The organism is Pseudomonas sp., assembly GCF_030147005.1.
Taxonomy (GTDB): domain Bacteria; phylum Pseudomonadota; class Gammaproteobacteria; order Pseudomonadales; family Pseudomonadaceae; genus Aquipseudomonas.
In genome coordinates, this window is sequence record NZ_JASLAW010000141.1 from 18,329 (window position 1) to 39,298 (window position 20,970).

21 protein-coding genes and 1 pseudogene are annotated in these 20,970 nt (G+C 61.5%); 9 read left to right on the forward strand and 13 right to left on the reverse strand.

What is annotated here, in order from left to right:
* Window positions 1-40: 40 nt before the first annotated feature.
* Together Q1V60_RS12980 and Q1V60_RS12985 are read left to right on the forward strand one after the other, a co-directional pair.
* Window positions 41-1,327 carry a serine/threonine transporter gene (locus tag Q1V60_RS12980; RefSeq protein WP_300630913.1) on the forward strand — a complete coding sequence of 429 codons (1,287 nt, stop codon included), beginning with the start codon at window positions 41-43 and terminating at the stop codon, window positions 1,325-1,327.
* A gap of 267 nt (window positions 1,328-1,594) precedes the next feature.
* On the forward strand, window positions 1,595-1,912 hold the full coding sequence (locus Q1V60_RS12985) for a DUF3509 domain-containing protein (RefSeq protein ID WP_300630915.1): 318 nt from the start codon (window positions 1,595-1,597) through the stop codon (window positions 1,910-1,912).
* Here the strand turns inward: Q1V60_RS12985 and Q1V60_RS12990 are convergent.
* A complete protein-coding gene (locus tag Q1V60_RS12990) occupies window positions 1,909-2,397 on the reverse strand; it encodes a phosphate-starvation-inducible PsiE family protein (RefSeq protein ID WP_300630917.1) in 489 nt (162 codons plus the stop codon). The genes Q1V60_RS12985 and Q1V60_RS12990 overlap by 4 nt on opposite strands.
* A gap of 119 nt (window positions 2,398-2,516) precedes the next feature.
* Window positions 2,517-2,618 (reverse strand): annotated as a pseudogene (locus Q1V60_RS24955) (hypothetical protein); the annotation flags it as partial.
* Window positions 2,619-3,081: 463 nt separating this feature from the next.
* Here Q1V60_RS24955 and Q1V60_RS12995 point away from each other — a divergent pair.
* Window positions 3,082-3,342, forward strand: a complete 261-nt coding sequence (locus Q1V60_RS12995) for a YebG family protein (RefSeq protein WP_300630919.1) — start codon at window positions 3,082-3,084, stop codon at window positions 3,340-3,342.
* A 54-nt stretch (window positions 3,343-3,396) separates the two neighbouring features.
* On the opposite strand, the gene Q1V60_RS13000 is transcribed toward Q1V60_RS12995, so the two are convergent.
* Entirely contained in the window at window positions 3,397-4,416 is a 1,020-nt protein-coding gene (locus Q1V60_RS13000; protein WP_300630921.1) for a Glu/Leu/Phe/Val dehydrogenase dimerization domain-containing protein, read from the reverse strand.
* A 187-nt stretch (window positions 4,417-4,603) separates the two neighbouring features.
* On the opposite strand from Q1V60_RS13000, the gene Q1V60_RS13005 reads away from it, so the two are divergent.
* Entirely contained in the window at window positions 4,604-5,407 is an 804-nt protein-coding gene (locus tag Q1V60_RS13005; protein ID WP_300630923.1) for a transglutaminase family protein, read from the forward strand.
* On the opposite strand, the gene Q1V60_RS13010 is transcribed toward Q1V60_RS13005, so the two are convergent.
* Genes Q1V60_RS13010 through hmgA form a run of 4 tightly spaced genes read right to left on the reverse strand, consistent with a single transcriptional unit; the run spans window position 5,404 to window position 10,007 of the window.
* The gene (locus Q1V60_RS13010) at window positions 5,404-6,735 is read right to left on the reverse strand and encodes an aromatic acid/H+ symport family MFS transporter (protein ID WP_300630925.1); all 1,332 of its coding nucleotides are present in this window, start codon (window positions 6,733-6,735) and stop codon (window positions 5,404-5,406) included. The two genes, Q1V60_RS13005 and Q1V60_RS13010, sit on opposite strands and share 4 nt — an antisense overlap.
* A gap of 50 nt (window positions 6,736-6,785) precedes the next feature.
* The gene (gene maiA, locus Q1V60_RS13015) at window positions 6,786-7,421 is read right to left on the reverse strand and encodes a maleylacetoacetate isomerase (protein ID WP_300630927.1); all 636 of its coding nucleotides are present in this window, start codon (window positions 7,419-7,421) and stop codon (window positions 6,786-6,788) included.
* A 12-nt stretch (window positions 7,422-7,433) separates the two neighbouring features.
* Window positions 7,434-8,720, reverse strand: coding sequence for a fumarylacetoacetase (gene fahA / locus Q1V60_RS13020; RefSeq protein ID WP_300630929.1), 1,287 nt, complete (start codon window positions 8,718-8,720; stop codon window positions 7,434-7,436).
* 3 nt (window positions 8,721-8,723) lie between these two features.
* Complete coding sequence (hmgA, locus tag Q1V60_RS13025; protein WP_300630931.1) at window positions 8,724-10,007, reverse strand: homogentisate 1,2-dioxygenase; 1,284 nt, start codon at window positions 10,005-10,007, stop codon at window positions 8,724-8,726.
* 118 nt (window positions 10,008-10,125) lie between these two features.
* Here hmgA and Q1V60_RS13030 point away from each other — a divergent pair, with 118 nt between their 5' ends.
* The gene (locus Q1V60_RS13030; RefSeq protein WP_300630933.1) at window positions 10,126-10,905 is read left to right on the forward strand and encodes an IclR family transcriptional regulator; all 780 of its coding nucleotides are present in this window, start codon (window positions 10,126-10,128) and stop codon (window positions 10,903-10,905) included.
* On the opposite strand, the gene dacB is transcribed toward Q1V60_RS13030, so the two are convergent.
* From dacB to Q1V60_RS13060, 6 genes are all read right to left on the reverse strand, one after another.
* Window positions 10,906-12,363 (reverse strand): D-alanyl-D-alanine carboxypeptidase/D-alanyl-D-alanine-endopeptidase, encoded by a 1,458-nt coding sequence (dacB, locus tag Q1V60_RS13035; RefSeq protein WP_300630935.1) that lies wholly within the window; start codon window positions 12,361-12,363, stop codon window positions 10,906-10,908.
* Between the two features lie 86 nt (window positions 12,364-12,449).
* Window positions 12,450-14,864 (reverse strand): TonB-dependent receptor, encoded by a 2,415-nt coding sequence (locus tag Q1V60_RS13040; RefSeq protein WP_300630937.1) that lies wholly within the window; start codon window positions 14,862-14,864, stop codon window positions 12,450-12,452.
* Between the two features lie 123 nt (window positions 14,865-14,987).
* On the reverse strand, window positions 14,988-15,260 hold the full coding sequence (locus Q1V60_RS13045; protein ID WP_300630939.1) for a GIY-YIG nuclease family protein: 273 nt from the start codon (window positions 15,258-15,260) through the stop codon (window positions 14,988-14,990).
* Between the two features lie 36 nt (window positions 15,261-15,296).
* On the reverse strand, window positions 15,297-15,767 hold the full coding sequence (locus Q1V60_RS13050) for a nuclear transport factor 2 family protein (protein ID WP_300630941.1): 471 nt from the start codon (window positions 15,765-15,767) through the stop codon (window positions 15,297-15,299).
* 414 nt (window positions 15,768-16,181) lie between these two features.
* Window positions 16,182-16,817: a response regulator transcription factor gene (locus Q1V60_RS13055; RefSeq protein WP_300630943.1), complete on the reverse strand. Its 636-nt coding sequence runs from the start codon at window positions 16,815-16,817 to the stop codon at window positions 16,182-16,184.
* A 196-nt stretch (window positions 16,818-17,013) separates the two neighbouring features.
* The gene (locus Q1V60_RS13060) at window positions 17,014-17,823 is read right to left on the reverse strand and encodes a response regulator (protein ID WP_300630978.1); all 810 of its coding nucleotides are present in this window, start codon (window positions 17,821-17,823) and stop codon (window positions 17,014-17,016) included.
* Between the two features lie 439 nt (window positions 17,824-18,262).
* Between Q1V60_RS13060 and Q1V60_RS13065 the strand changes: the two genes are divergently transcribed.
* The 4 genes from Q1V60_RS13065 to Q1V60_RS13080 all read left to right on the forward strand — a co-directional run bounded on the left by Q1V60_RS13065 (window position 18,263) and on the right by Q1V60_RS13080 (window position 20,953).
* The gene (locus tag Q1V60_RS13065; protein ID WP_300630945.1) at window positions 18,263-18,886 is read left to right on the forward strand and encodes a DUF1120 domain-containing protein; all 624 of its coding nucleotides are present in this window, start codon (window positions 18,263-18,265) and stop codon (window positions 18,884-18,886) included.
* 38 nt (window positions 18,887-18,924) lie between these two features.
* A complete protein-coding gene (locus Q1V60_RS13070) occupies window positions 18,925-19,548 on the forward strand; it encodes a DUF1120 domain-containing protein (RefSeq protein ID WP_300630947.1) in 624 nt (207 codons plus the stop codon).
* Window positions 19,549-19,625: 77 nt separating this feature from the next.
* Complete coding sequence (locus Q1V60_RS13075; protein WP_300630948.1) at window positions 19,626-20,252, forward strand: DUF1120 domain-containing protein; 627 nt, start codon at window positions 19,626-19,628, stop codon at window positions 20,250-20,252.
* A 2-nt stretch (window positions 20,253-20,254) separates the two neighbouring features.
* Window positions 20,255-20,953: a fimbria/pilus chaperone family protein gene (locus Q1V60_RS13080; protein ID WP_300630950.1), complete on the forward strand. Its 699-nt coding sequence runs from the start codon at window positions 20,255-20,257 to the stop codon at window positions 20,951-20,953.
* Window positions 20,954-20,970 lie beyond the last annotated feature (17 nt).

Here is a 20,970-nt window from a genome sequence, read left to right on the forward strand (position 1 = left end):
CAACGTGAGCCCGCGCAAAAATAATAACGAGGCAATATCGATGACTGATGTACGTACACCTGCTGCCGACAATCCTGTGTCAGCAGCAACCGTGAGCACCGGCTGGACCAAACACGACACCACCTGGATGCTCGGCCTCTACGGCACCGCCATTGGCGCGGGCACCTTGTTCCTGCCGATCAATGCCGGCGTCGGCGGCTTCTGGCCCTTGATCGTGCTGGCGCTGCTGGCCTTCCCCATGACCTTCTTCGCCCACCGTGGGCTGACGCGGTTCGTGCTGTCGGGCAAATCCGGCGACATCACCGACGTGGTCGAAGAACACTTCGGCGTCGGCGCGGGCAAGCTGATCACCCTGCTGTACTTCTTTGCGATCTTCCCGATTCTGCTGGTATACAGCGTGGCGCTGACCAACACCCTGGGCAGTTTCATGGAACACCAGCTGCACATGGCCCCGCCGCCCCGGGCGATCCTGTCGTTGGTGCTGATCCTCGGCCTGATGGCCATCGTACGCTGCGGCCAAGGCATGATCGTCAAGGCCATGAGCGTGCTGGTGTACCCATTCGTCGCCGCCTTGTTGCTGCTGGCCGTCAGCCTGATCCCCAACTGGAACGGCGCGTTCTTCGCCTCCGCCAGCGAAGGCATGCCGCTGCCGCTGTTCTTCAAGACCCTCTGGCTGGCAATCCCGGTGATGGTGTTCTCGTTCAACCATTCGCCGATCATCTCCGCGTTCGCCGTTGACCAGAAACGCGTTTATGGCGCCCAGGCCGAACGCAAAAGCAGCGGCATCCTCGCCACCGCCCACGGCATGATGGTGGTGACCGTGATGTTCTTCTGCTTCAGTTGCGTGCTGGCCCTGTCGCCGGCTGACCTGGCTGCGGCCAAGGCACAGAACATCTCGATCCTGTCGTACCTGGCCAACCACTTCCAGACCCCGGTGATCGCGTACGCCGCGCCGTTGATCGCGCTGGTGGCGATTACCAAATCCTTCCTCGGCCACTACATCGGCGCCAGCGAAGGCTTCCAGGGCCTGATCGTCAAATCCCTGCGCGGGCGTAATCGCTCAATGTCATCGAAATGGCTGGACCGCTGCACCGCGCTGTTCATGGTGCTGACCTGCTGGGCCGTGGCCACCTTCAACCCAAGCATACTGGGCATGATCGAAACCCTGGGCGGCCCGATCATCGCGTGCCTGCTGTTCCTGATGCCGATGTACGCCATCCGCCGCGTGCCGTCCCTGCGCCAGTATTCGGGCCAGGTGTCGAATGTGTTCGTGGTGGTGATCGGGCTGATTGCGCTGTCTGCGATCGTTTTTTCCGTACTGCCCTGAAACAGGTCACCGCCTTCAAGAGCCACACAGGTCAAATGTGGGAGGGGGCTTGCTCCCGATAGCAGTGGTTCAGCCATGTATTTATTGGCCGTTACACCTATATCGGGAGCAAGCCCCCTCCCACATTAAAATCTCAAAGCCTGTACGGCACGGCCTTTGCTGTAGAGGTTATGAGGAAAACGGAATTTGGCCGGTGGTCAGGCAACGCGAACTATTCCCGACACCGGTCGTCAATGACTGCATGTTCTTATCAGGCGGTAACGCACCATGGACAACCCTTTTCAGATCATCACCGACACCTTCAGCCCGCAATACCGCGTCAACCTGAGCATCCAGCGGCTGGACGGCAGCATTATGCTCACCCTCTCGGATGACACCGGCGTAGTGGCCAAACGCATGATCAGCGCCGAACAACGCAACGACCCGCAACGACTCAAGCGCCTGGTGCAAAGCATCCAGTTCGGCATCGCTATTGAAAAGGGTCATAGCGCCATGGAAATCCTGGCGGTGATGACGGATGGGGACAATCACACGCTGTTGCAGCGACCGCCCGCCCGTACTCTACCGTTCAGCGTCGGGCTTTAAAGCTCGCCCTTCTCGGTCTCCAGGCTCGCCTCGCCCTTGCGACGCGGGCCTTCGACCTTCACCGACGGAAATGTCGACGACGCATAGCGCACCACCAGAATCGCAAAGGCCAACAGCAAAATCCCACCGCACAGGTAGATAATGCCCACGTCTGGCGGGTTGTGATGGGACACGTTGGAGATCAGCAGCCGCGTCAACGCGGTGATCGCGACGTAGATCAGAAAGCGCACCGGCATGTGGTTAGTCTTGAAGTAAATCCCGACCATCGCGCCCAATTCCAGGTAGATGAACAGCAGCAAGATGTCATCGATCTTGATGTGCCCGTTCTCCAGCATCCCCAGAAACTCCATCACCGCCGCCCAGGCGGTCACTGCACCAATGGCGAACAGCGCCAGGTAATGGAACGACTCCACAAACAGATTGCCCAGCGACTCGGCCAGCCCATGCACTTGCTGGCGCAGCCTTTCGGCCCAGTTGATTTTCACGATGTTGCTTCCTTAGGTCGACTCGACCGGATAATGCGGGGTGAAGGTGACGGTTGTTCTGCTTGCAGGAAAAAGGCCAGCGGCAGGTAGTGAGAGGGTGGCGGACTGACATTAGGCACTTAATCGGCCTGATGAGTAAAAGTTTCAACTCGATGAGCGCTTTCATCTCGCTCATGACTTTTTTCATGGGGGGTGCCTGGGCGACGGTCATCCAGGGCTACTTGCGCCTTGGCTCTAAACCATTGGTCGTAGACGAAGGGTCCTCCATGCTTTGAAGAGTTTCAGACCCTCACTTTTCATATGAACGCCGCCTGTGTGGCGAGGGAGCTTGCTCCCGCTGGGGTGCGAAGCGCCCCGAGAGCCTGTCACGGTGTTTTTTTCTGGTAGCACTCCTTTGCCTGAATTGGGGCTGCCGCGCAGCCCAGCGCGAGCAAGCTCGCTCGCTCGCCACATCCGACGCATTCGGCAAAGGTGTCTTGGGGCCTCAAGCATGAAAGGCAAGTCACCGTAGGATCAACTCAGCAACCTCGGCGTGCTATACGCATTTCCGGTGTAGCAAACCCCCATTTCCCAACTACATTAAAAACCTACTATCCAAACCCCGGCGTTTGGCTTATGCTTTTAGCTGTATATAAATACAGTAGTCGCAAAAGACAACTATCGTGAAGGCATGTGAGGTGGTGAATGGCCGTCGAAGTGGTATACCGCAGCAGCCGAGATCTGGATCGTTTATTCATGAATAAAGCCGAAGCTGACGCTCATGACAAAATGCTTGAACTCGCTGAGTTGCTGGCAGAAGTGTTGCAAAAAGCCGTGCCATCCCTGAGCGAGCAGCAGGTGGAAGAAGCGGGGATTTACATGGCGAAGAACCGCGATGTATTTGCCAAGGCGTTCAAGAGCCAACCGGACGCGCTGTCCGAGTTGCTGAACGTGGCGGCGGAATAAAGCCCGAATTGAACAGGCCCTGAATCATGGATTCAGGGCCTTTTTAATGCCCGATTATTGGTAGAGCAAGCGCTCGGCGAGTTCGTCCGCGACCCGCGCCGGGGAGCGTTTTTCCGCTTGGGCGTGGGCGTAGATTTCGGTCAGGCGCTTGCCGATGTTGGACAGATGCGCGGTGATGCTTGGCAGCTCGGCGCCGCTGTGTTTGAGCGCCACGTAGATCAGCCCGCCGGAATTGATCACGTAGTCCGGCGCATAGAGAATGCCGCGCCCTTCCAGTTGGTCGGCGATGTCCAGGTGGGTCAGCTGGGCACTGGCGGAACCGGCCACGGCGGCGCAGCGCAGTTGGCCCACGCTCTGGCGGTTGAATACCGCGCCCAGGCCGCACGGCGCAAGGATGTCGCAGGGCGTGCTGAGCAAGGCGTCGTTGGCGATGGGGTGCGCGCCCAGTTGTTCCATGGCCAGTTGCACCTTGCCGTGGTCGATGTCGCTGACCAGCAGTTCGGCGCCCGCCGCGTGCAGCTGTTCGGCCAGGGCATAACCGACGTTGCCCAAGCCCTGCACCGCCACGCGCAGGCCTTCGAGGTTGTCACTGCCCAGGCGGGCCATGGCGGTGCTGCGGATGCCGGTGAATACCCCCATGGCGGCGTGGGGCGCCGGGTCGCCGGCGGCGCTGGTGCTGGTGACGAAGCGGGAATGTTGGGCGATGCAATCCATGTCGGCGACCGAGGTGCCGCTGTCGATGGCGGTGATGTAGCGCCCACCGAGTTGCTCGACGCAACGACCAAAGGCTTCAAACAGTGCCGCACGGCTCTCCACATGGGCTGGGCGCAAGATCACCGCCGCGCCGCCCCCCACCGGCAGGCCGGCCAGGGCGGCTTTATAGCTCATGCCCTGGGCCAGGCGCGCCGCGTCGGCCATGGCCGTTTCATCGTCGGGATAGGCAAGGTAGCGGCAGCCGCCCAAGGCGGAGCCCAGGCGACTGTTATGGATGGCGATGATCGCCTTCAACCCAGTCGCCGGGTCGACGCTCAGGTGCAGCGATTCCAGGCGGGTGCCGTGCATGAGCGCAAACATCGTCGTGCTCCCGAATCACTTCTGGTAGTGGCCCAAGTATAGGCATGCGTCAGAAAAGTGCTGAACTGCACTGGAATAAACCGCCCGGTTTTGTGGGCTATATGACATAAGCGAGTGGGATATGTCTTAAGGCACTGGACGAAAATCCATAGCAGGGCTAAAACGAGGACATCCGCCGGAGAATGCAATGAATCCCCGCAAAGCCTTTTTCGCCTGCCTGGACCGTTCACCCCCTGCGCTGTTCGAAGCCGCGCTGTGGATTGCCGCCGAACACGACGCCGCTGTGCAGCCGTTGCTGATCCTGCAGGACCTGAGCCTGTTGCAACAACAGCTCAGCCTGGGCATGCCTGTGCTTCCAGCCGTTGAACTTGGCCAGCCGCTGCTGCGCGGCATGAACGGCCTGGGGTTTGCCCAGGATGATTTCACTCCGTTACGCCCCGCCGCCGCGTTGCTGGACAAGGTGCTGCAGCGCAAGCGCGGGCAACCCTTGGCCTTGGGCCTGGTCGCGCTGGAAATGGCGCGGCGCCTGGATATTCCCTTGGTGGGGGTAAATTTCCCCGGCCACTTCCTGTTGCGGGTGCCCGGTGCCGATCACCTGTTGGACCCGTGCGGCGGACGACGCCTGTACCCCAACGACTGTCGCGAGCTGTTGCACCGCCAATACGGGCCGAATCTGAAATTGCAGGCCGAGCACCTGCATACCGCCGAGCCACGTTCAATCCTGCAGCGCTTGTCGCGCAACCTGCGCCAGCTGTACCTGGCCAACGACGAACCGCTGGCCGCCCTGGTGGACGCCGAGCGCGTGCTGGAGTTGGGCAATGCCAGCGCCGCCGATTACCTGGCACGTGCCAGCCTGTATCAGCGCCTTGACTGCCCGAGCGCCGAGCGCTTTGACCTGGAACATGCGTTGATGCTCAGCGAAGACCCGATCCAGCGCCTGCGCCTGACCGAGCGACTCGGCCATCTGCCGCCCAACTGCGTCGTGCATTAAGGCACCTTCAGAAGGGCCAACGGCGAGCGCACTTGAATAATCAACAACGCTGCAATCACTGCGGGAATCGCACAGAAAAAGAAAATCTGCTGCACCGGGATATGCATCGCCAGCAGCATGCTGCCGAACAACGGCCCCAGGATTGACCCGAAGCGCCCGACACCCAGCGCCCACCCCGTACCGGTAGCGCGCACCTGCGCCGGGTAGAAATTACTGGCAAAGGCGTTTAGGGTCAGTTGCCCGCCGATGATGCAGAACCCGGCGGCGAATACGCAGGCCACCAGATAACGCGGATTGTCATGATTCAGGCCCAGCAGCACAGTGCACACCGCAGCCGCTGCCAGCACACCGGACAGCAGGCGCACCTTGCTTTTAAGCCGGTCGGCAAACCAGGCCATGCCAATTGCGCCCAAGGTGCCGGCGAACAGGAACATCGAGGTCACCAGGTTGGCTTGGTTCAGCGCCAGCCCGCTTTCAAGCAATAGCGAAGGCAGCCAACTGATCATGAAATACAACAGGATCAGGCTGACAAAAAAGGTCGCCCAGATCAGCAACGTCGGGCGGGCATAGCCATTACGGAACAGCTCCAGCACCGTCAGCGGGCTGCCCTGCTCGTGGCGGTTTTCGTCTTCGCTCGCAGGCGGCGGTTGCCAATCGGGCAACATGCGCGCCGTGACGCTGCGCAACCGCAGATAAGGCGGCGCATCGCGCAGCAGACGTGGCAGCGATTCGGGCAGCAACCAAAGCAGGAACGGGAACAGCAGCAACGGCGTAACGCCCCCCGCCAGAAACACTGCCTGCCAGCCAAAGCCGTCGATGAACCCGGCGGCCACAAAACCACCCGCCGCGCCGCCGAACGAGAAGCCGCAGGCAGCCAGGGTCACCATAAAGGTGCGCATGCGTGGCGGCGAATATTCCGACATCAAGGCCATGGCGCTGGGCATCGCCCCGCCCATGCCGATGCCGCAGATAAAGCGTGCGGCCATCAAGGTGGTCAATGAATTGGCAAATACCATCAGCACCGTGAGGCTCGCGTAAATCAACACACAGCCCAGCAGGATGCGCCGCACACCGAACCGGTCCGCCAGCGGCGTCACCAACAGCGAGCCCAATGTCAGGCCGAGCAGGTTGGCGCTGAACACCGGCCCGAACGCCGCTTTTTCCAGCCCCCAGTCCTTGGCCAGTGCCGGCACCACATAGCCCAGCACCTGGGCGTCGTAGCCGTCGGTCACCAGCAGCAACGCCAGCAACAGAAGAATCAACCACTGGTAGCGCGACACCGGACGGGCGTCGAGTGCCGCGCGAAAGCTGGCAATCTGATTGTGCATCGCAAGGTACCTTTAATTTTTATTGTCGTGGCACAGATCAAGGTGGAGCCTTAGGGCGTGTCAGGCTGATTGGCAGGATGGGCCTGCACAAACGCCGGATGCTGCGCCGCCAACGCCGCTACTCGGCCGATGCGCGGGTACGCCGCCAACGGCACCTTGAAACGCTCGGCCGCATATAACTGCGGAATCAGAAACGCATCGGCCATGCCCGGTTGCTCGCCGAAGCAATAGCCGTCATCGCCAATCAACTGCTCCACCGCGCCCAGGCCCTGGCTGATCCAATGGGCGATCCAGTCAAGCAACTGCGCCTCATCGTGCCCCCACTTACGCAACAAGTTCTGCGTGCTGGAGTTATGCAACGGGTGAATATCACAGGCAATGATCGAGGCCACGGCGCGTTCACGGGCACGCGCCGTCAGGTCTTTGGAAAGCAGCGGCACCTGTGGATAACGTTCCTCCAGGTACTCGACGATCGCCTGTGACTGGATCAGCAGTTCACCTTGATCCGTCCGCAAGGCGGGCACGCGCCCTTGCGGGTTGATCGCCAGGTACTCGGGTTGGCGGTTGGCGCCACCCGCCGGCACCAGCAGATTGACCGGCACCGCCGCGAAATCCAGGCCCTTGAGCGCCAGGGCGATGCGCACCCGATACGACGCGGTAGAACGGTAGTAGGTGTAGAGTTCCATGAGCCTGCCCTCTCAGCGTGCGGCGACCACGGTGCCGCGGCATTCACCGAAACCGATGGAGGCGAAGCCTTCGCGGTTGCAACGGGCACGCAGGATGATTTCATCGCCGTCTTCGAGGAATTTACGCACCTCGCCGGAGGCCAGTTCGATCGGGTGTTTGCCGCCTTCGGTGATCTCCAGCAGGCTGCCGAATTGCCCCGGCTGCGGCCCCGACAACGTGCCCGAACCAAACAGGTCGCCGGCCTGCAACTGGCAGCCGTTGACGCTGTGGTGCGCCACCATTTGCGCCACGGTCCAATACATATGTTGGGTGTTGCTCAGGGTCAGGCGATGGGCCGGCAAGTTCTGTTCACGCATCGATGCGGTGGTCAGCAGCACTTCAAGCTCGATGTCGAAGGCGCCGGCCTTCTGATCGCGAGGGTCCAGCAGGTACGGCAACGGCTGCGGATCGCCTTCAGGCCGCGCTGGCTGCGCCTTGCGGAACGGCTCCAGCGCTTCGGCCGTGACCACCCATGGCGAGATGCTGGTGATGAAGCTCTTGGACAGGAATGGCCCGAGCGGCTGGTATTCCCAGGCCTGGATATCCCGCGCCGACCAATCGTTGAGCAGGCAGAAGCCGGCGATATGGTCGGCCGCGTCGTCAATGGCAATCGCGTCGCCCATGGCATTGCCCTGGCCGATCCAGATACCCAGTTCCAACTCATAGTCCAGGCGTGCGCAGGGGCCGAACGTTGGCTCGGTCTTGCCGGCGGGCAAGGTCTGCCCTTTAGGACGACGCACTTCGGTGCCTGATGGACGAATGGTCGAGGCGCGGCCGTGGTAGCCAATCGGCACGTACTTGTAGTTGGGCAACAGTGGGTTGTCGGGACGGAACAATTTTCCGACGTTCTGCGCGTGCTCGATACCCACATAGAAGTCGGTGTAGTCGTTGATCCTGGCAGGCAGGTGCATCTGGCAATCGACGGCTCGGTGCAACACCTGCGCCTCACGGGTTTGCAGCTTGCTGCCTTCGGCAAGCAGCTCCAGCAGGCGTTCGCGCAGGGCCACGCGGGGGCCGCGGCCGAGTTCGAAAAAGGCATTCAATTGGCCGCCGGCGGTGGCTTCCACCGCGCGCCGGGCTTCACCGTCAAATTCATCCAGCGCGGCGTGCAGGTCGAGGATCGCGTCGCCAATCGCCACGCCGCTGCGCGGCGCCGAGCCATTGATGCTGAACACCCCCAGCGGCAGGTTTTGCAGGGGGAAGTCCGCGTGACCGTTGGCCGAAGCCACCCAGCTGCGGGTATGCGTTGGTTGAGTCATGGGTTATCTCCGATTCGGGTTGAAGGTGGCGGGCAGCGCGGCCCAGCACGCGTCGTAAGCAGGTTGCAATTGCGGGCATTGCAAGGCGAATTGTGTGGGGCGCAGCACTTGGCTGGTCTCGAACATGAAGGCCATGGTGTTGTCGATCTTGTGCGGCGCCAGCTCGGCGTTGATTGCCTTGGTACAGGTTTCGCCATCCGGGCCATGGGCACTCATGCAGCTGTGCAGCGAAGCGCCGCCGGGCAGGAAGCCTTCGGCCTTGGCATCGTAGGCGCCCTGAATCAGGCCCATGTATTCGTTCATCAGGTTGCGGTGGAACCACGGCGGCCGGAAGGTGTTCTCGGCCACCATCCAGCGTGGCGGGAAGATTACGAAGTCGAGGTTGGCCAGGCCATGCACGCTGGTGGGCGAGGTCAGGACGGTGAAGATCGACGGGTCCGGGTGATCGAAGCTCACCGTGCCGAGGGTGTTGAAGCGGCGCAGGTCGTATTTGTACGGCACGTTGTTGCCGTGCCAGGCCACCACGTTCAGCGGCGAATGGTCGAGCTCGCAGGCCCACAGTTCGCCGAGAAATTTCTGCACCAGTGTGGTCGGTCGCTTGAGGTCTTCGTAATGGGCGACCGGCGTGAGGAAATCACGCGGGTTGGCCAGGCCATTGCTGCCGATAGGGCCCAGATCCGGCAGGCGCAGCGGCGCGCCGTGGTTTTCGGCGACGTAACCGCGTGCCTGGGCGTCAAGCAGTTCGACGCGGAATTTGAGCCCGCGTGGCAGTACCACAATCTCCAGCGGCTCGACGTCCAGCACGCCCAGTTCGGTGGCGATACGCAAACGGCCCTGTTCGGGCACGATCAACAGTTCGCCGTCGGCATTGAAAAACACCCGCTCCATCGACCGATTGGTGCGGTAGTGGTAAATGCTGATACCCGACGGGGTTTGCGACCCGGAGTTGGCCACCATCCCTACGAGCCCGTCGATAAAGTCAGTCGGCTCACTTGGAACGTCCAGCGGGTTCCAACGCAAGCGGTTCGGCGTCACCGCGCCCAGTGGCCCGCCGGCCAATTGCCGCTCCAGCTTGATAAAGGCCGGGTGATTGGCCGATGGCTGGATGCGGTACAGCCAGGTACGCCGAGCTTCGCTGCGCGCCATGGTGAACGCGGTGCCGGAGAACAGTTCGGTGTACAGCCCGTAAGGCGCTTTTTGCGGCGAGTTCTGGCCAACGGGCAGCGCGCCAGGCAAGGCTTCGCTGGCAAATTCGTTGCCAAAGCCCGACAAGTATTCGAGGTTCATGGAGCATCCTCTGGGTCAGTTGTTTTTATCGTAATCCAGTTACGCACAACGTAATTTGATCACTATCGAGCGTCAAGCTATAAAGACGCCCATTCATCTTTCGGATTCTCGCTCCCCCATGGAAAAGCCCCGCGACACCGGTAAACAGAAAGTCCGCTCGGCCGAGGTGGGCACCGATATCCTCAAGGCCCTGGCGCAACTGTCCCCCTCCACGTCGCTGTCGCGCCTGGCCGAACATGTGCAGATGCCCGCGAGCAAGGTACATCGCTATTTGCAGGCGCTGATCGCGTCGGGCTTCGCCGAACAGAACACCGCCACCAACCATTACGGCCTGGGGCGCGAAGCATTGCGCGTAGGCTTGGCGGCGCTGGGCAGCATGGATGTATTGAAGGTCGGCGCGATGCCGCTGGCGGAGTTGCGCGATGAGCTGAATGAAACCTGCTTTCTGGCGGTGTGGGGCAACCAGGGCGCAACCGTCGTGCAGATCGAGCCGGCGGTGCGCGCCGTCACGGTGGTGACACAGCTGGGGTCAGTATTGCCGTTATTGAGCTCGTCCACCGGGCTGGTATTCAGCGCCTTCCTGCCGGCGCGGGAAACCGTGGAGTTGCGTGAGCGTGAGATCCAGGCCGGCATCGCCCACGCGTTGGCGGACGACTCAGCCTACGCCACCCTCTGCGAACAGATCCGCAGCCGTGGTCTGCACTTTGTGCATGGCTTGCTGATGCCCGGCGTGGACGCTTTATCAGCGCCGGTGTTCAACGCCACCGGGCAAGTGGCCGCAGTGATGACCGTGGTAGGCCCCACCTCGCTGTTCCACGCCGATGAAGACGGCCCGGCGGCGAAGCGCTTGCTGGCGGCGACCCAGGCGGTGAGTTGGCGCATGGGCTATCAGGCCTGATCAATCGTCCCAGCCGGACAGCGCCACCGCCACGCGGTTTTCCAGCGCCTTGACCTGCGCGCCGGCAACTACGTAGTTGTTGGTCAGCATGGAAAATGCCAGCCGGCGCCCGTGGGCATCGGTGACATAACCACTCAGGGACGACACGCCGCCCATCGAGCCGGTCTTGGCGTGCAGGTTGTTCTGCGCCGGTGTGTCGCGCAGGCGGTAGCGCAGGCTGCCACCGCTCATGCGGTCGCTGTTGCCTGCAATCGGCAACGCGTTGTACCAGGCGTCGAACCACGGTTGCTTGCCCGCAGCCAGCAGCAGGTCGGTAAAGGTTTGCGCCGAGACCAGGTTACGTCGCGACAGCCCGGAGCCGTCCACCTGGCTCAACGCTGCGGTATCCAACCCCTGGCGCTTGAGAAAACCGTCCACGGCCAGCACGCCCGCCGCCGCCGTGCCGCTATTGGCGGTCTGGCGGCCCATGGCCTTGAGCAAGGCTTCGGACATGTTGTTGTTGGAGAGTTTGAGCAGCGGCACGATCAACGCTTGCAACGGTGCAGATTGGTGTTCGGCCAGCACCGTTACCGCCGCCGGGCTCGCCCCGCCTATCACCCGACGGCCCAGTACCGTGATGCCCTGTTGCGCCAGGGCTTGTTCAAACAGGTTGGCCACCAGTTGCGTCGGCTCCCACACGCTGACCAATTGCCGGCTTTGCCGGCCCGGCGCAACGGCGCCGCTGAGCTGCAACAGGTTGGTGCCATGGCGGCGGTTGATTCCATAGCTGTTGCCTGGCCCGCTGACGGCGCGGTTGCTCAGTTGCAGGTAGTCGGTGGGCGGATAGATATCGACGCTCACCGCCTGGCCGACCCGCGCCGGGGCCTTGGCCGTGACCAGCACACTGCCCGCATCGAAATCGGTATTGGGCGACACGGTCAATGCCGAAATCTGCGCACCGTAGTAGGTGGTTTCGTCGTCGTGGGACCAATCGACGCCCAAGCGTTCGGCGTCAAACCAGGTGTCGTCAAACACCAGGTCACCCTGCACCTGGCGTACGCCCTGGCTGGCCAGTTGCGCCGCCAGCGCCTGATAGTCGGCGTACTGAATGGTGGGATCGCCCAGGCCGCGCAGGTAGAGATTGCCGGTAAGGCGATCGCCCTGGCGGATGCCATTGCTCAACAGTTGCGTGGCGAAGCGGTATTGCGGGCCCAGCACATCCATCGCCGCCGCAGTGGTCAGCAGCTTGAGATTGGAAGCCGGCACCAACCGCGTTCGCGGGTTGTGCTGGTAAAGCGTGCTGCCGCTGCGGGCGTCGCGCACCATCAGCGAGACGGTGGCACCGTGCAGCGCCGGGTCGGCCAACAGCGTGTCGAGGGTCGCGGGGGTGGAGGTCTGCGAAACGCTGGCGCAGCCGCCCAGTAAAAAGCTCAAGCCGACCAGCAGAGTGCTGGTGTGTAGCCATCTTCCTAAGTGCATCGGTGTCCCGTTCCTGCAAAGCCATCAATGGCCGCAACGCTACCACTGTGGGAGCGAGCTTGCTCGCTCCGATAGGCAATGGCAGATCAGAACGCAAGCGTACTGGACACCGACACTTGCCGCGCATCGCCGATGGACACGAACTGTGTGTTCACCGAAGAGGTGTAGTAGGTGCGGTCAAACAGGTTCTTCACATTAAGCTGAAACTTAACCTTCTGCCCCTCCAGCCTGGTGTCATAAGTGGCGAACACATCCGCCACGGTGTAGCTCGGCAGCTCAAAGCTGTTGGCCGCATCCCCTGCCCGCTCGCCCACATAGCGTGCCCCGGCGCCGACACGCAACTGGTCGCCGCCGAGCAGGCTGCCAAAGTCATACACCGCCGACAATGAGCCGGTATTTTTTGCCACGTTTTGCAGGCGGTTGCCTTTGAGGCTCGGGTCTTCGGTGACCTCGGCATCGGTGTAGGCGTAGCTGCCGATCAGGCTCCACTTATCGGTCAACTGGCCGGTGGCGTCGACTTCCAGGCCACGGGAACGCACTTTGCCCGCCACGCTGTAGACCGAGGTCAAACCGTCGCCGACCTGCACCAGCACATTGCGTTTATCGATGTTGAACAGCGCCGCGCTCGCAGTGATGCGCCCCGGCATGTCGAACTTGGTGCCCAGCTCCCACGCCTTGGATTCTTCAGGGTCCAGGCTGCCCTCGAGTACGCTCTTGTTGGCCAGCGGTGCGATGGTGGAGTTGGGTTTGAACGACTCGGTGTAGCTGCCGTAGAACGACAGTTCATCGGTGTAGCGGTACACCAGCCCGGCACGCGGCACCCACTTCTGGCCATTGCCGTCGGTATTGGCCGTGAATGGCACACCCTTGCCGGCGAACTGGTCGTACATTTGGTAGCGCGCCCCGCCCACCAGGATCCATTGATCGTTAAGGTGAATCGCGTCCTGGAAGAACAGCGAATCGCTGCGCAGCAGGTCGGTCTGGTTGCTGTCCGGCGCACTCACCTTGGAGCCCGCCACTTCATTGCCGTACACCGGGTTGTTGTAGTCGAAGGTGCCACGGGGCGCCTGGCGAATCAGGTCGGCGCGATAGATCTTGCGGTACTCATCGTCCAGGCCGAACACCAGGTCGTGCTGCATACCCGCCACATCGACCTTGCCTTCAAGGCTGGCGGTGGCGAAGCGGTCGGTAGTCAGCGCGCCCTGGGTGCCATCCATGCTGCGGGTCAGGGTGCCGTTGGTGTTGACCTTGACCACGCGCACTTGGCTGGCATCGTAGGTTTCGCGGTTCCAGCTATAGCCGAAGTGCGCTTTCCAATCGTCGCTCAGGTCGTGGTCGACGGTCAGACGGTAGAGGTCGGAGCGGCCTTGCATGTTGTTGAACGGTTCATCCAGGCGCCGGGTGGCCGGGATATTCAACGGGTGGTTGGTTTTGGGGTCGATGGCGGTGCCTCGGTCGAACGGCGCGAGAAATTCGCGGTGTTCATAGGCGGCCACCACTTGGGTGGTGTCGCCGTACCAGGCCAGGGACGGCGCCACCAGAGTCTCGCGGTGAGTGCCGAAGTTGCGCCAGTAATCCTCGTCCTCATGATCGACAATCAAGCGATAGGCCAGGCCCGAATCACCCAGGGGCCCGGTGGTGTCGAGGTTGCCGCCGCTGCCGTTCTTGCCGCTGCCGAAGGTCGAGGCCCGCGCGGTCAGCGCGGTTGACTGGGCCAGTTCAGGCTTTTTGCTGACGATATTCACCACGCCGCCCGGGTCCTGAATGCCGTACAACAACGAAGCCGGCCCCTTGAGTACTTCCACACGCTCGGCGGTAGCGTTCAGCGAACGGCCCTGCACCACCGGCATGCCGTCGCGCATGATCGAACCGTTACGGTTGTCGCCGAAGCCGCGCAGCATCACAGCGTCCTGGGTGCTGCCGAGGGTGTTGGCCTGGGTAATGCCGCTGACGTTGCCCAGGGCGTCGTCCAGGTTACGCGGCTGTTGATCGCGCATGACTTGGGCTGGCACCACGTTGACGGTCTGCGGGGTTTCCAGCAGCAAGCCATGGGAGCGCATCACCGAGCTGGTCGGCGGCGGCTGGTAGCTGGCGTTGTCCTGGATCAGGTTCGCGGCGCTGATGGTGGTGGCGCCGAGGTTGAGCGCGCCGTCGCCGGGCACGGGCTCCAGGGCCAGGGTATGCGCATCGATCTGGCGAAAGGTGAACCCGGAATTCCCCAGCAGGCGTTGCAGCGCCTGGGTCGCGCTCATCTGGCCGCTGACCGCCGGGGCATTGAAGCCGTAGGGCGCTTCATCGGTGTAGATCACGCTGATCCCGGTAACGCGGCTGAAATCGCTCAGGGCCTGGGGCAGCGACTTGGCTGCCAGGGCAAAGTTGAACCGGGCGCTTGGTTGCTCCTGTGCCTGCGCCACGGCAAGGGGCGGCAACGCCAGCCCAGACACCGCTAATACCGAGGCTCCCAGCCACTGTTTGACCCAACCGCCCGCCGTCGATTTCATGCTGTGAGCACCCGTGTAGAAAACGCTGTTAATGCGAACTGATCGCAGTTTCATGCACTACACGGATGGCCGGGGGGTTTACCTCACCTGCCGATGCAAATATTTTGTTTAGGGTGACGCCCGTCAGCTCGATGAACCACTGGCCGCCAGGCATTCCTTGGCGCTCTTCTTCAGCTTCTTGATCAAGCGCTCCTGGCGCAGCGCCTCGCCTTTGCTCGCGCATTGTTCGGTGTAGACCAGTGCAACGGCCGGGCTCGACAGGAAGAACCGCGCGCCCTTGCCACTTTGGTGCGAGGCAAACCGGCGCACCGGGTCATTGCTGATGCCGCAATAAAGCGAACCATTGGCGGCGCGTACCAGGTAGACGAACCAGGGTTTGGGTTCAGGCGTGTTCACGGACGGATTCAGCGCTGCAAAGAAACGCCAAGCTTATCAACGACTGGCCTGGAATGCCTTCAAACCTTTGCGCGCCTGGGCACGCACGGCGTTTTTTACCAGCGGCGTCCAGCCCAGCAACAGGCCCTTGGTGCCCAACGCCTGCCGCGACCAGCGCCACAGGTCGAAGCTGTCGTGATGCTCGCAGATCTTGCCGTCGCGGAACACAAAACGTGCCTGGATATCATTGACCACCGTATTGCCGGTCGCGCTGAACAGGTAGGTTGCCACCCAATGGGCACTGCCGCGGGTGTCATCGCTGCGCACGCTGTCGAAGGTCAGGGAGAAGTCCTTGGCGCGGGTGGTAAGCATGCGCCACATGTCGCCGGCGTCCCGGCCACGCAGTTCGCCGAAGGCCGGGTCGCTGAACACCACGTCATCGGTGTAGCACGCGGCCATGGCGTCGGCGTCCAGGCGTTGGAAAGCGCTGTAGAACTCGGTGATCAGGGCGTTATGGGCGTCACGCATGGGCAGATTTCGCACGATAGTCAAAGAGGCTGAACGATAGTCCCCGCCACGCGGGAAATCCATGGCTATCGGGCCAGGGAATCAGGCGATACCCGTTCAGGTTATAGGTAGACGACGTCCAGGCTGGCGTTGCCGTGCATGAGGATCTCTTCGTCAATCGGCGAAATACGCGTGCGCACAGGGAGTGAATAGTTCGCTAGTTTAAATTCGTAGGCTGCACGCGATTCATCTGTGTATTGAATACACGCAGCAATTCGACGCACCAGTGAGCAGAAGTTATTACGCAACTCGGCTTATTACAGGCACCGAAAGCAAGTGCAAAGATTAACTTCACTGCGCACTGCCGCCCCTGCAACTAATACAAAAGCAGGCGCCGTCACAACAGTGCATATAACCAACTAATAGTCTGTAACGTCAGGGCACCATGCCGCTTTCCCTTGCATACGCAAACAGGTCCACATCGGTGGAAATACATAACCGGTTCATCGCCGTACTTTTCTGTTTGCTGATGGTGGAAATACTGCGATTGACCCGGGCGGCAATCTGGCTGACGGTCATGCCACTTGCGAGCATGCGCACCACTTCGCGCTCCTTGCCGGAAAGTTGCGGCACCTGAGTCAGTTGCGTCGGGCCGACCAGGTCCAATTGGGCACGCAAGGCCTCACTGACGAACTGGCGACCGGCGCTGACGGTCGTGAGCGCCTGCGGCAGCTCCCGCGCCGAGGCACTCTTGGCCACCACCGCCCGCGCGCCGTGAGCGAACGCCTCACGCAGGGTGGTGATACTCGCAAACATGGTGACCAGAATCACCGGTATATGGGGGTACTGACGCTGCAATAAACCCAACAGCCCATACCCATCGGCCTGTTGATCGCCGGGCATGGCAAAGTCGGTGACGATCACATCACAGGGGAGGTCGTTGAGCAGGGCCAGCAACTCATCCGGACCGTTCGCCTCCCCCACGACCTTGCATCGTCCACTCGCCTCAACCACCACTTTTTGTCCTACACGGACAATAGGGTGGTCGTCAGCAATAATTATGCGAAGCATTGATTACTTCCATGATGGCAATTTGAGTCAAATCAAAATACATCGGGTAGTAGTTCGTAACAACCGCCCACTAACATGCACTTTGGAGGCATCGCCCGTGTTTACCGGCACACGGCAACCACCTACAAAATAAACAGAAAAATCCTACAGAAATTCATTACTTGGAAATGACCAATCCCAACACTTCAAACGCCCATCAAAGGCTGGCGAGGTGCATCAGGTAACTGTCGATCCTTCGCCGAAAACGTAGCAGCGCCCGCCTGTTTTGTGCCACGCCTGCCTTATGAATGTTCTCGATCAGCGCCATGCCCTGGCGCTCCAGGTCGCCAGCGCCCAGGAACACCAGGCTGCCCACCAGGCGATGCAAACGCTGGGTCGCCAAGAGAACGTCCTGGCTGATTTGCGCCTGCTCCAGCCATTGCAGATCTTCCCGCGCCTCGCTCTGCAAGGTGTGCAGCAGCGGTGCCAGAGCTTCCCAGGAACCGAAGAGAGTGATCAGATCCGCCCGAGTCGGCCCCCGGGAGCGGTGCAAAGCACCCCTCGCCGATGACCAGGGCTGAAGTGGACGCCCCTGCGGGCCCGCTAACCAGTGCGACAGCACGTCGCGCAACTGTTCAAGGCCGACGGGCTTGAGCAGCCAGCCATCCATGCCGGCTTCCAGGCATTGAGTTATCTGTTCGGGCCCCAGGCCCGTGGTCAGGGCAATCACCGGTATATCGGCTTTGCGGCGGCGCAACTCGCGCGTCAAGGCGTACCCGTCCAGCACCGGCATTCGGCAGTCACTGATTACCAGATCAAAGTGCTGCGCCGCCAATGCCTCAAGGGCTAACTGACCATTACCCACGGCCTCACTGGCCACGCCCAGCTTATCCAATAACGCGCTCATCAATAGTCGATAAGCATTGTGGTCATCAACCACCAGCACCTTTGCTTGTTGCCAACTTGCGGAAACGGCCTTGCCGCGTGGCAGGGATGAATGCCCACGGTCTGAGGGGAAATCCGGCACACAGTGACCTCGTGCAGAGCAATCGACTCGCCAGAAATACACCCGCGCGCCTGGGCTTCCTGACTTAATACCCACTCTTTTGACAAAGAAGATATAAATATTGAGCTGAAAAAATATCCGAATGAGTGATATCCGGCGATACAACAACTACGACATTCGCTCTTTCCCTACTGGCCAGGCTCTTTCTTATCGGCCGGCATGGAAGTTTCTGGAAGCTTCCCATAATCGTAATTGTTGCATTCCGCCTGTTCAGCCTCGCCGATAGCCTTGTTATCGCTCCAGACAGATGCGCAAACCCCCACCCCGTTTTGAACTCACGTCAATGTCTGGTTCCAGGACCACGCGTGCCCTGCCCTGCGGATTAATCCTGACTTGCAAGTGCAATTGGACTTGTCAGGGCAGCAACTTTTATTCACACGGCCCACAAGGATTTGTGACCATGCAGAGACTCTCCTCGGCCATCCTGGCGCTCGTGCTGGCCGCTGGTGCACCCAGCGTGTTCGCCGCCAGCACGACCGACCTGAGTGTCACCGGGGTTATCACGCCTGGCGCCTGCAGCGCAGAGCTGTCCAAGGGCGGTGTGGTAGACCACGGCCGGTTGTCGGCCAACGAACTCTCCAAGGACACGCCCACTACCCTGCAATTGGCACAGATGACTCTGGAAGTGCATTGCGAGGCACCGACTTTATTCACCCTGATTGCGCTGGATAACCGCGCCGGCAGCTCAGCGATCGATCCGGCATTGCACGGCCTGGGCACGATCGACGACGAGCAGATGCTCGGCAGCGTGGCCTTCGGTGTGTTCGAACCCGTGGCAGACGAGGTGGCCGTGACCACCATTGTGTCCCGCGACGGCGGCGCCAGTTGGGAGACCTCCGACTACCTGGGGCACGCCGCGCTGACAGCCTTTGCGGCGCCGGGCATGCCCAATATCCCGATCGTCCTGAAGCACCTGAACGCCATCTTGCTCGCCGTCACCGTCATCGTGCCGACCGACCAACTGCCGCTGATGGACGAGGTGCCTATCGACGGGCAAGCCACCTTGCAGATCAAGTACTGGTAAACCGCCTTTTTCCTAGCCATTCCACTTCCGGAGCCCCCATGAACAAGACCCTCAACACCCTGCTCGCCACTACCTTGCTGGCCACTGCCGGCCAGGCTTTCGCCGCGTCCAGCACCACCTTGACCGTGACAGGTGTGATCACGCCCAGTTCCTGCACGCCGCAACTGTCCAGTGGCGGCAAGGTCGATTACGAAAAGATCTCCGCCAAGGATCTGAATGTCGACACCCCTACTTCACTGCCCGCCAAGACGTTGCAACTCACCGTCACCTGCGACGCGGCGACCCTGATGGCGATTGAAGCCAAGGACAATCGCGAAGGTTCGGACAACAACAACGACACCATGGAATTCGGCCTGGGCCTGATCAACGGCAGCGAAAAGCTGGGCAACATGACGCTGCGGCTGCTCGCACCGATAGCCGACACCGTGCAAGCCAGGACAATCGGCTCTTACGATGGCGGCTCGACCTGGTTTCTGGAGCGCTTCCTGATGCGCGACAACATTCTCTCGGTGGCCAACGCCAGCACGATCGCGCCGATCCCCGTGCAAGCGTTCAGCGCGGACCTCTATGTCGAACCGCAGATAGCCCCCGCCAACCAGCTGACCCTGACCAACGAAGTCAGCATCGACGGCTCCGTCACGCTCACCGTCAAGTACCTGTAACGCCCAGCCAGGCAGCGCACGGCCCATCGGCTCGTGCGTTGCCCTCAACCTGTCCACTACGGTCCCCCCGCCCTCCCATGAACATGCTCACACGCCGCTTGATGACATTCGGTCTCTGCTTGACGGCAACCCCCGCCCTTTGCGCGTCCACGGCTGACGTCACGGTAACCGGCACCATTACCCCCAGCGCCTGCACGCTGACACTGTCCGAAAGTGGCATCGTCAACCACGGCGAGATCCCGGCGCGAACCCTCAACCAATACGAATACACCGCGCTGCCCAGCCAAACCCTGGAGCTGAACGTGGACTGCAACGAAGCGGTGCTGTTTGTGCTGGTGGGGATCGATAACCGCGCGGACTCTTCCCTGGGCCCCGGCTTTTATTACGGCCTGGGCCATAACGTGCATAACCCCACCGAACGCCTGGGCACGGTGGCCCTGGCCTACCGCAACGTTACGTCCGACGGTGAGCGCATGCTGGTCCTGGCCTCCAGCAACCAGGGCCAGACCTGGTTCCCGGAAACCAATGCGTACCCCGACACTTACATGGGCTTCGCCAAACCCGGCACGCTGGTGCCCGAGGCCCACAGTGAATTGAAAGCATCCTTGCAAATCAATACGTCGATCAACGCCGCCACTTACCTGACCCTCAACCAGAACGTGCCGTTGGACGGCTCCATCGTGATCGACCTGAGGTACCTGTAACCATGCCGACGTTTCCCACCCCCCTTGCCATCGGCGCACTGGCTTGGTTGCTCGGCGCACAGGCCGTGGCCGATGGCATGGTGCCGGACACGTCGGTGGTGATCGTCCACGAGGCCGAAGGCGAAGCCTCGGTGTCCGTCACCAACACCGACGGCAAACTGGCGCTGCTGCATGTCACTCTCCAGGACATCCCTGAAGACACCGAGCCTCTGCTGTTCGTCACTCCGCCCTTGGCCAGGGTCGAGCCGTCCAAAAGCCAGTTGATCCGCTTTATCCTGCAATCGCCCAAGCCCCTGGTCACCCAGCGCTTGAAACGCGTGGTCTTCGAAGGCCTGCCCCAACGCCGCCCGAGCAGCCAGGCCGGGCACGCCCAGGTGGGCGTCACGGTGCGCCAGAACCTGCCGGTGATTGTGCATCCCAAGGGCCTGGCGATGAACCGCACGCCCTGGACCGGGCTGGCCTGGCGCCTGAAGAACAACCAGCTAAGTGTGCATAACCCCACGCCGTATGTGGTGCGCCTGGCGCAGGAGCTGCAGCTGTTACCTGGCACGGGCTCGGCCTTACTGCCGCGCACCTATGTGTTGCCGGGTGAAACCCTGACGGTCACCGCCACCACTGCAACAGGCACCACCGTGCGCCTGCAGCCCGCCACAGTCTACGGCTTTGCCGTGGCGCCCTACGACGCGCCCATCACCCTGTAAGAAGCCGGGGCGCGCAC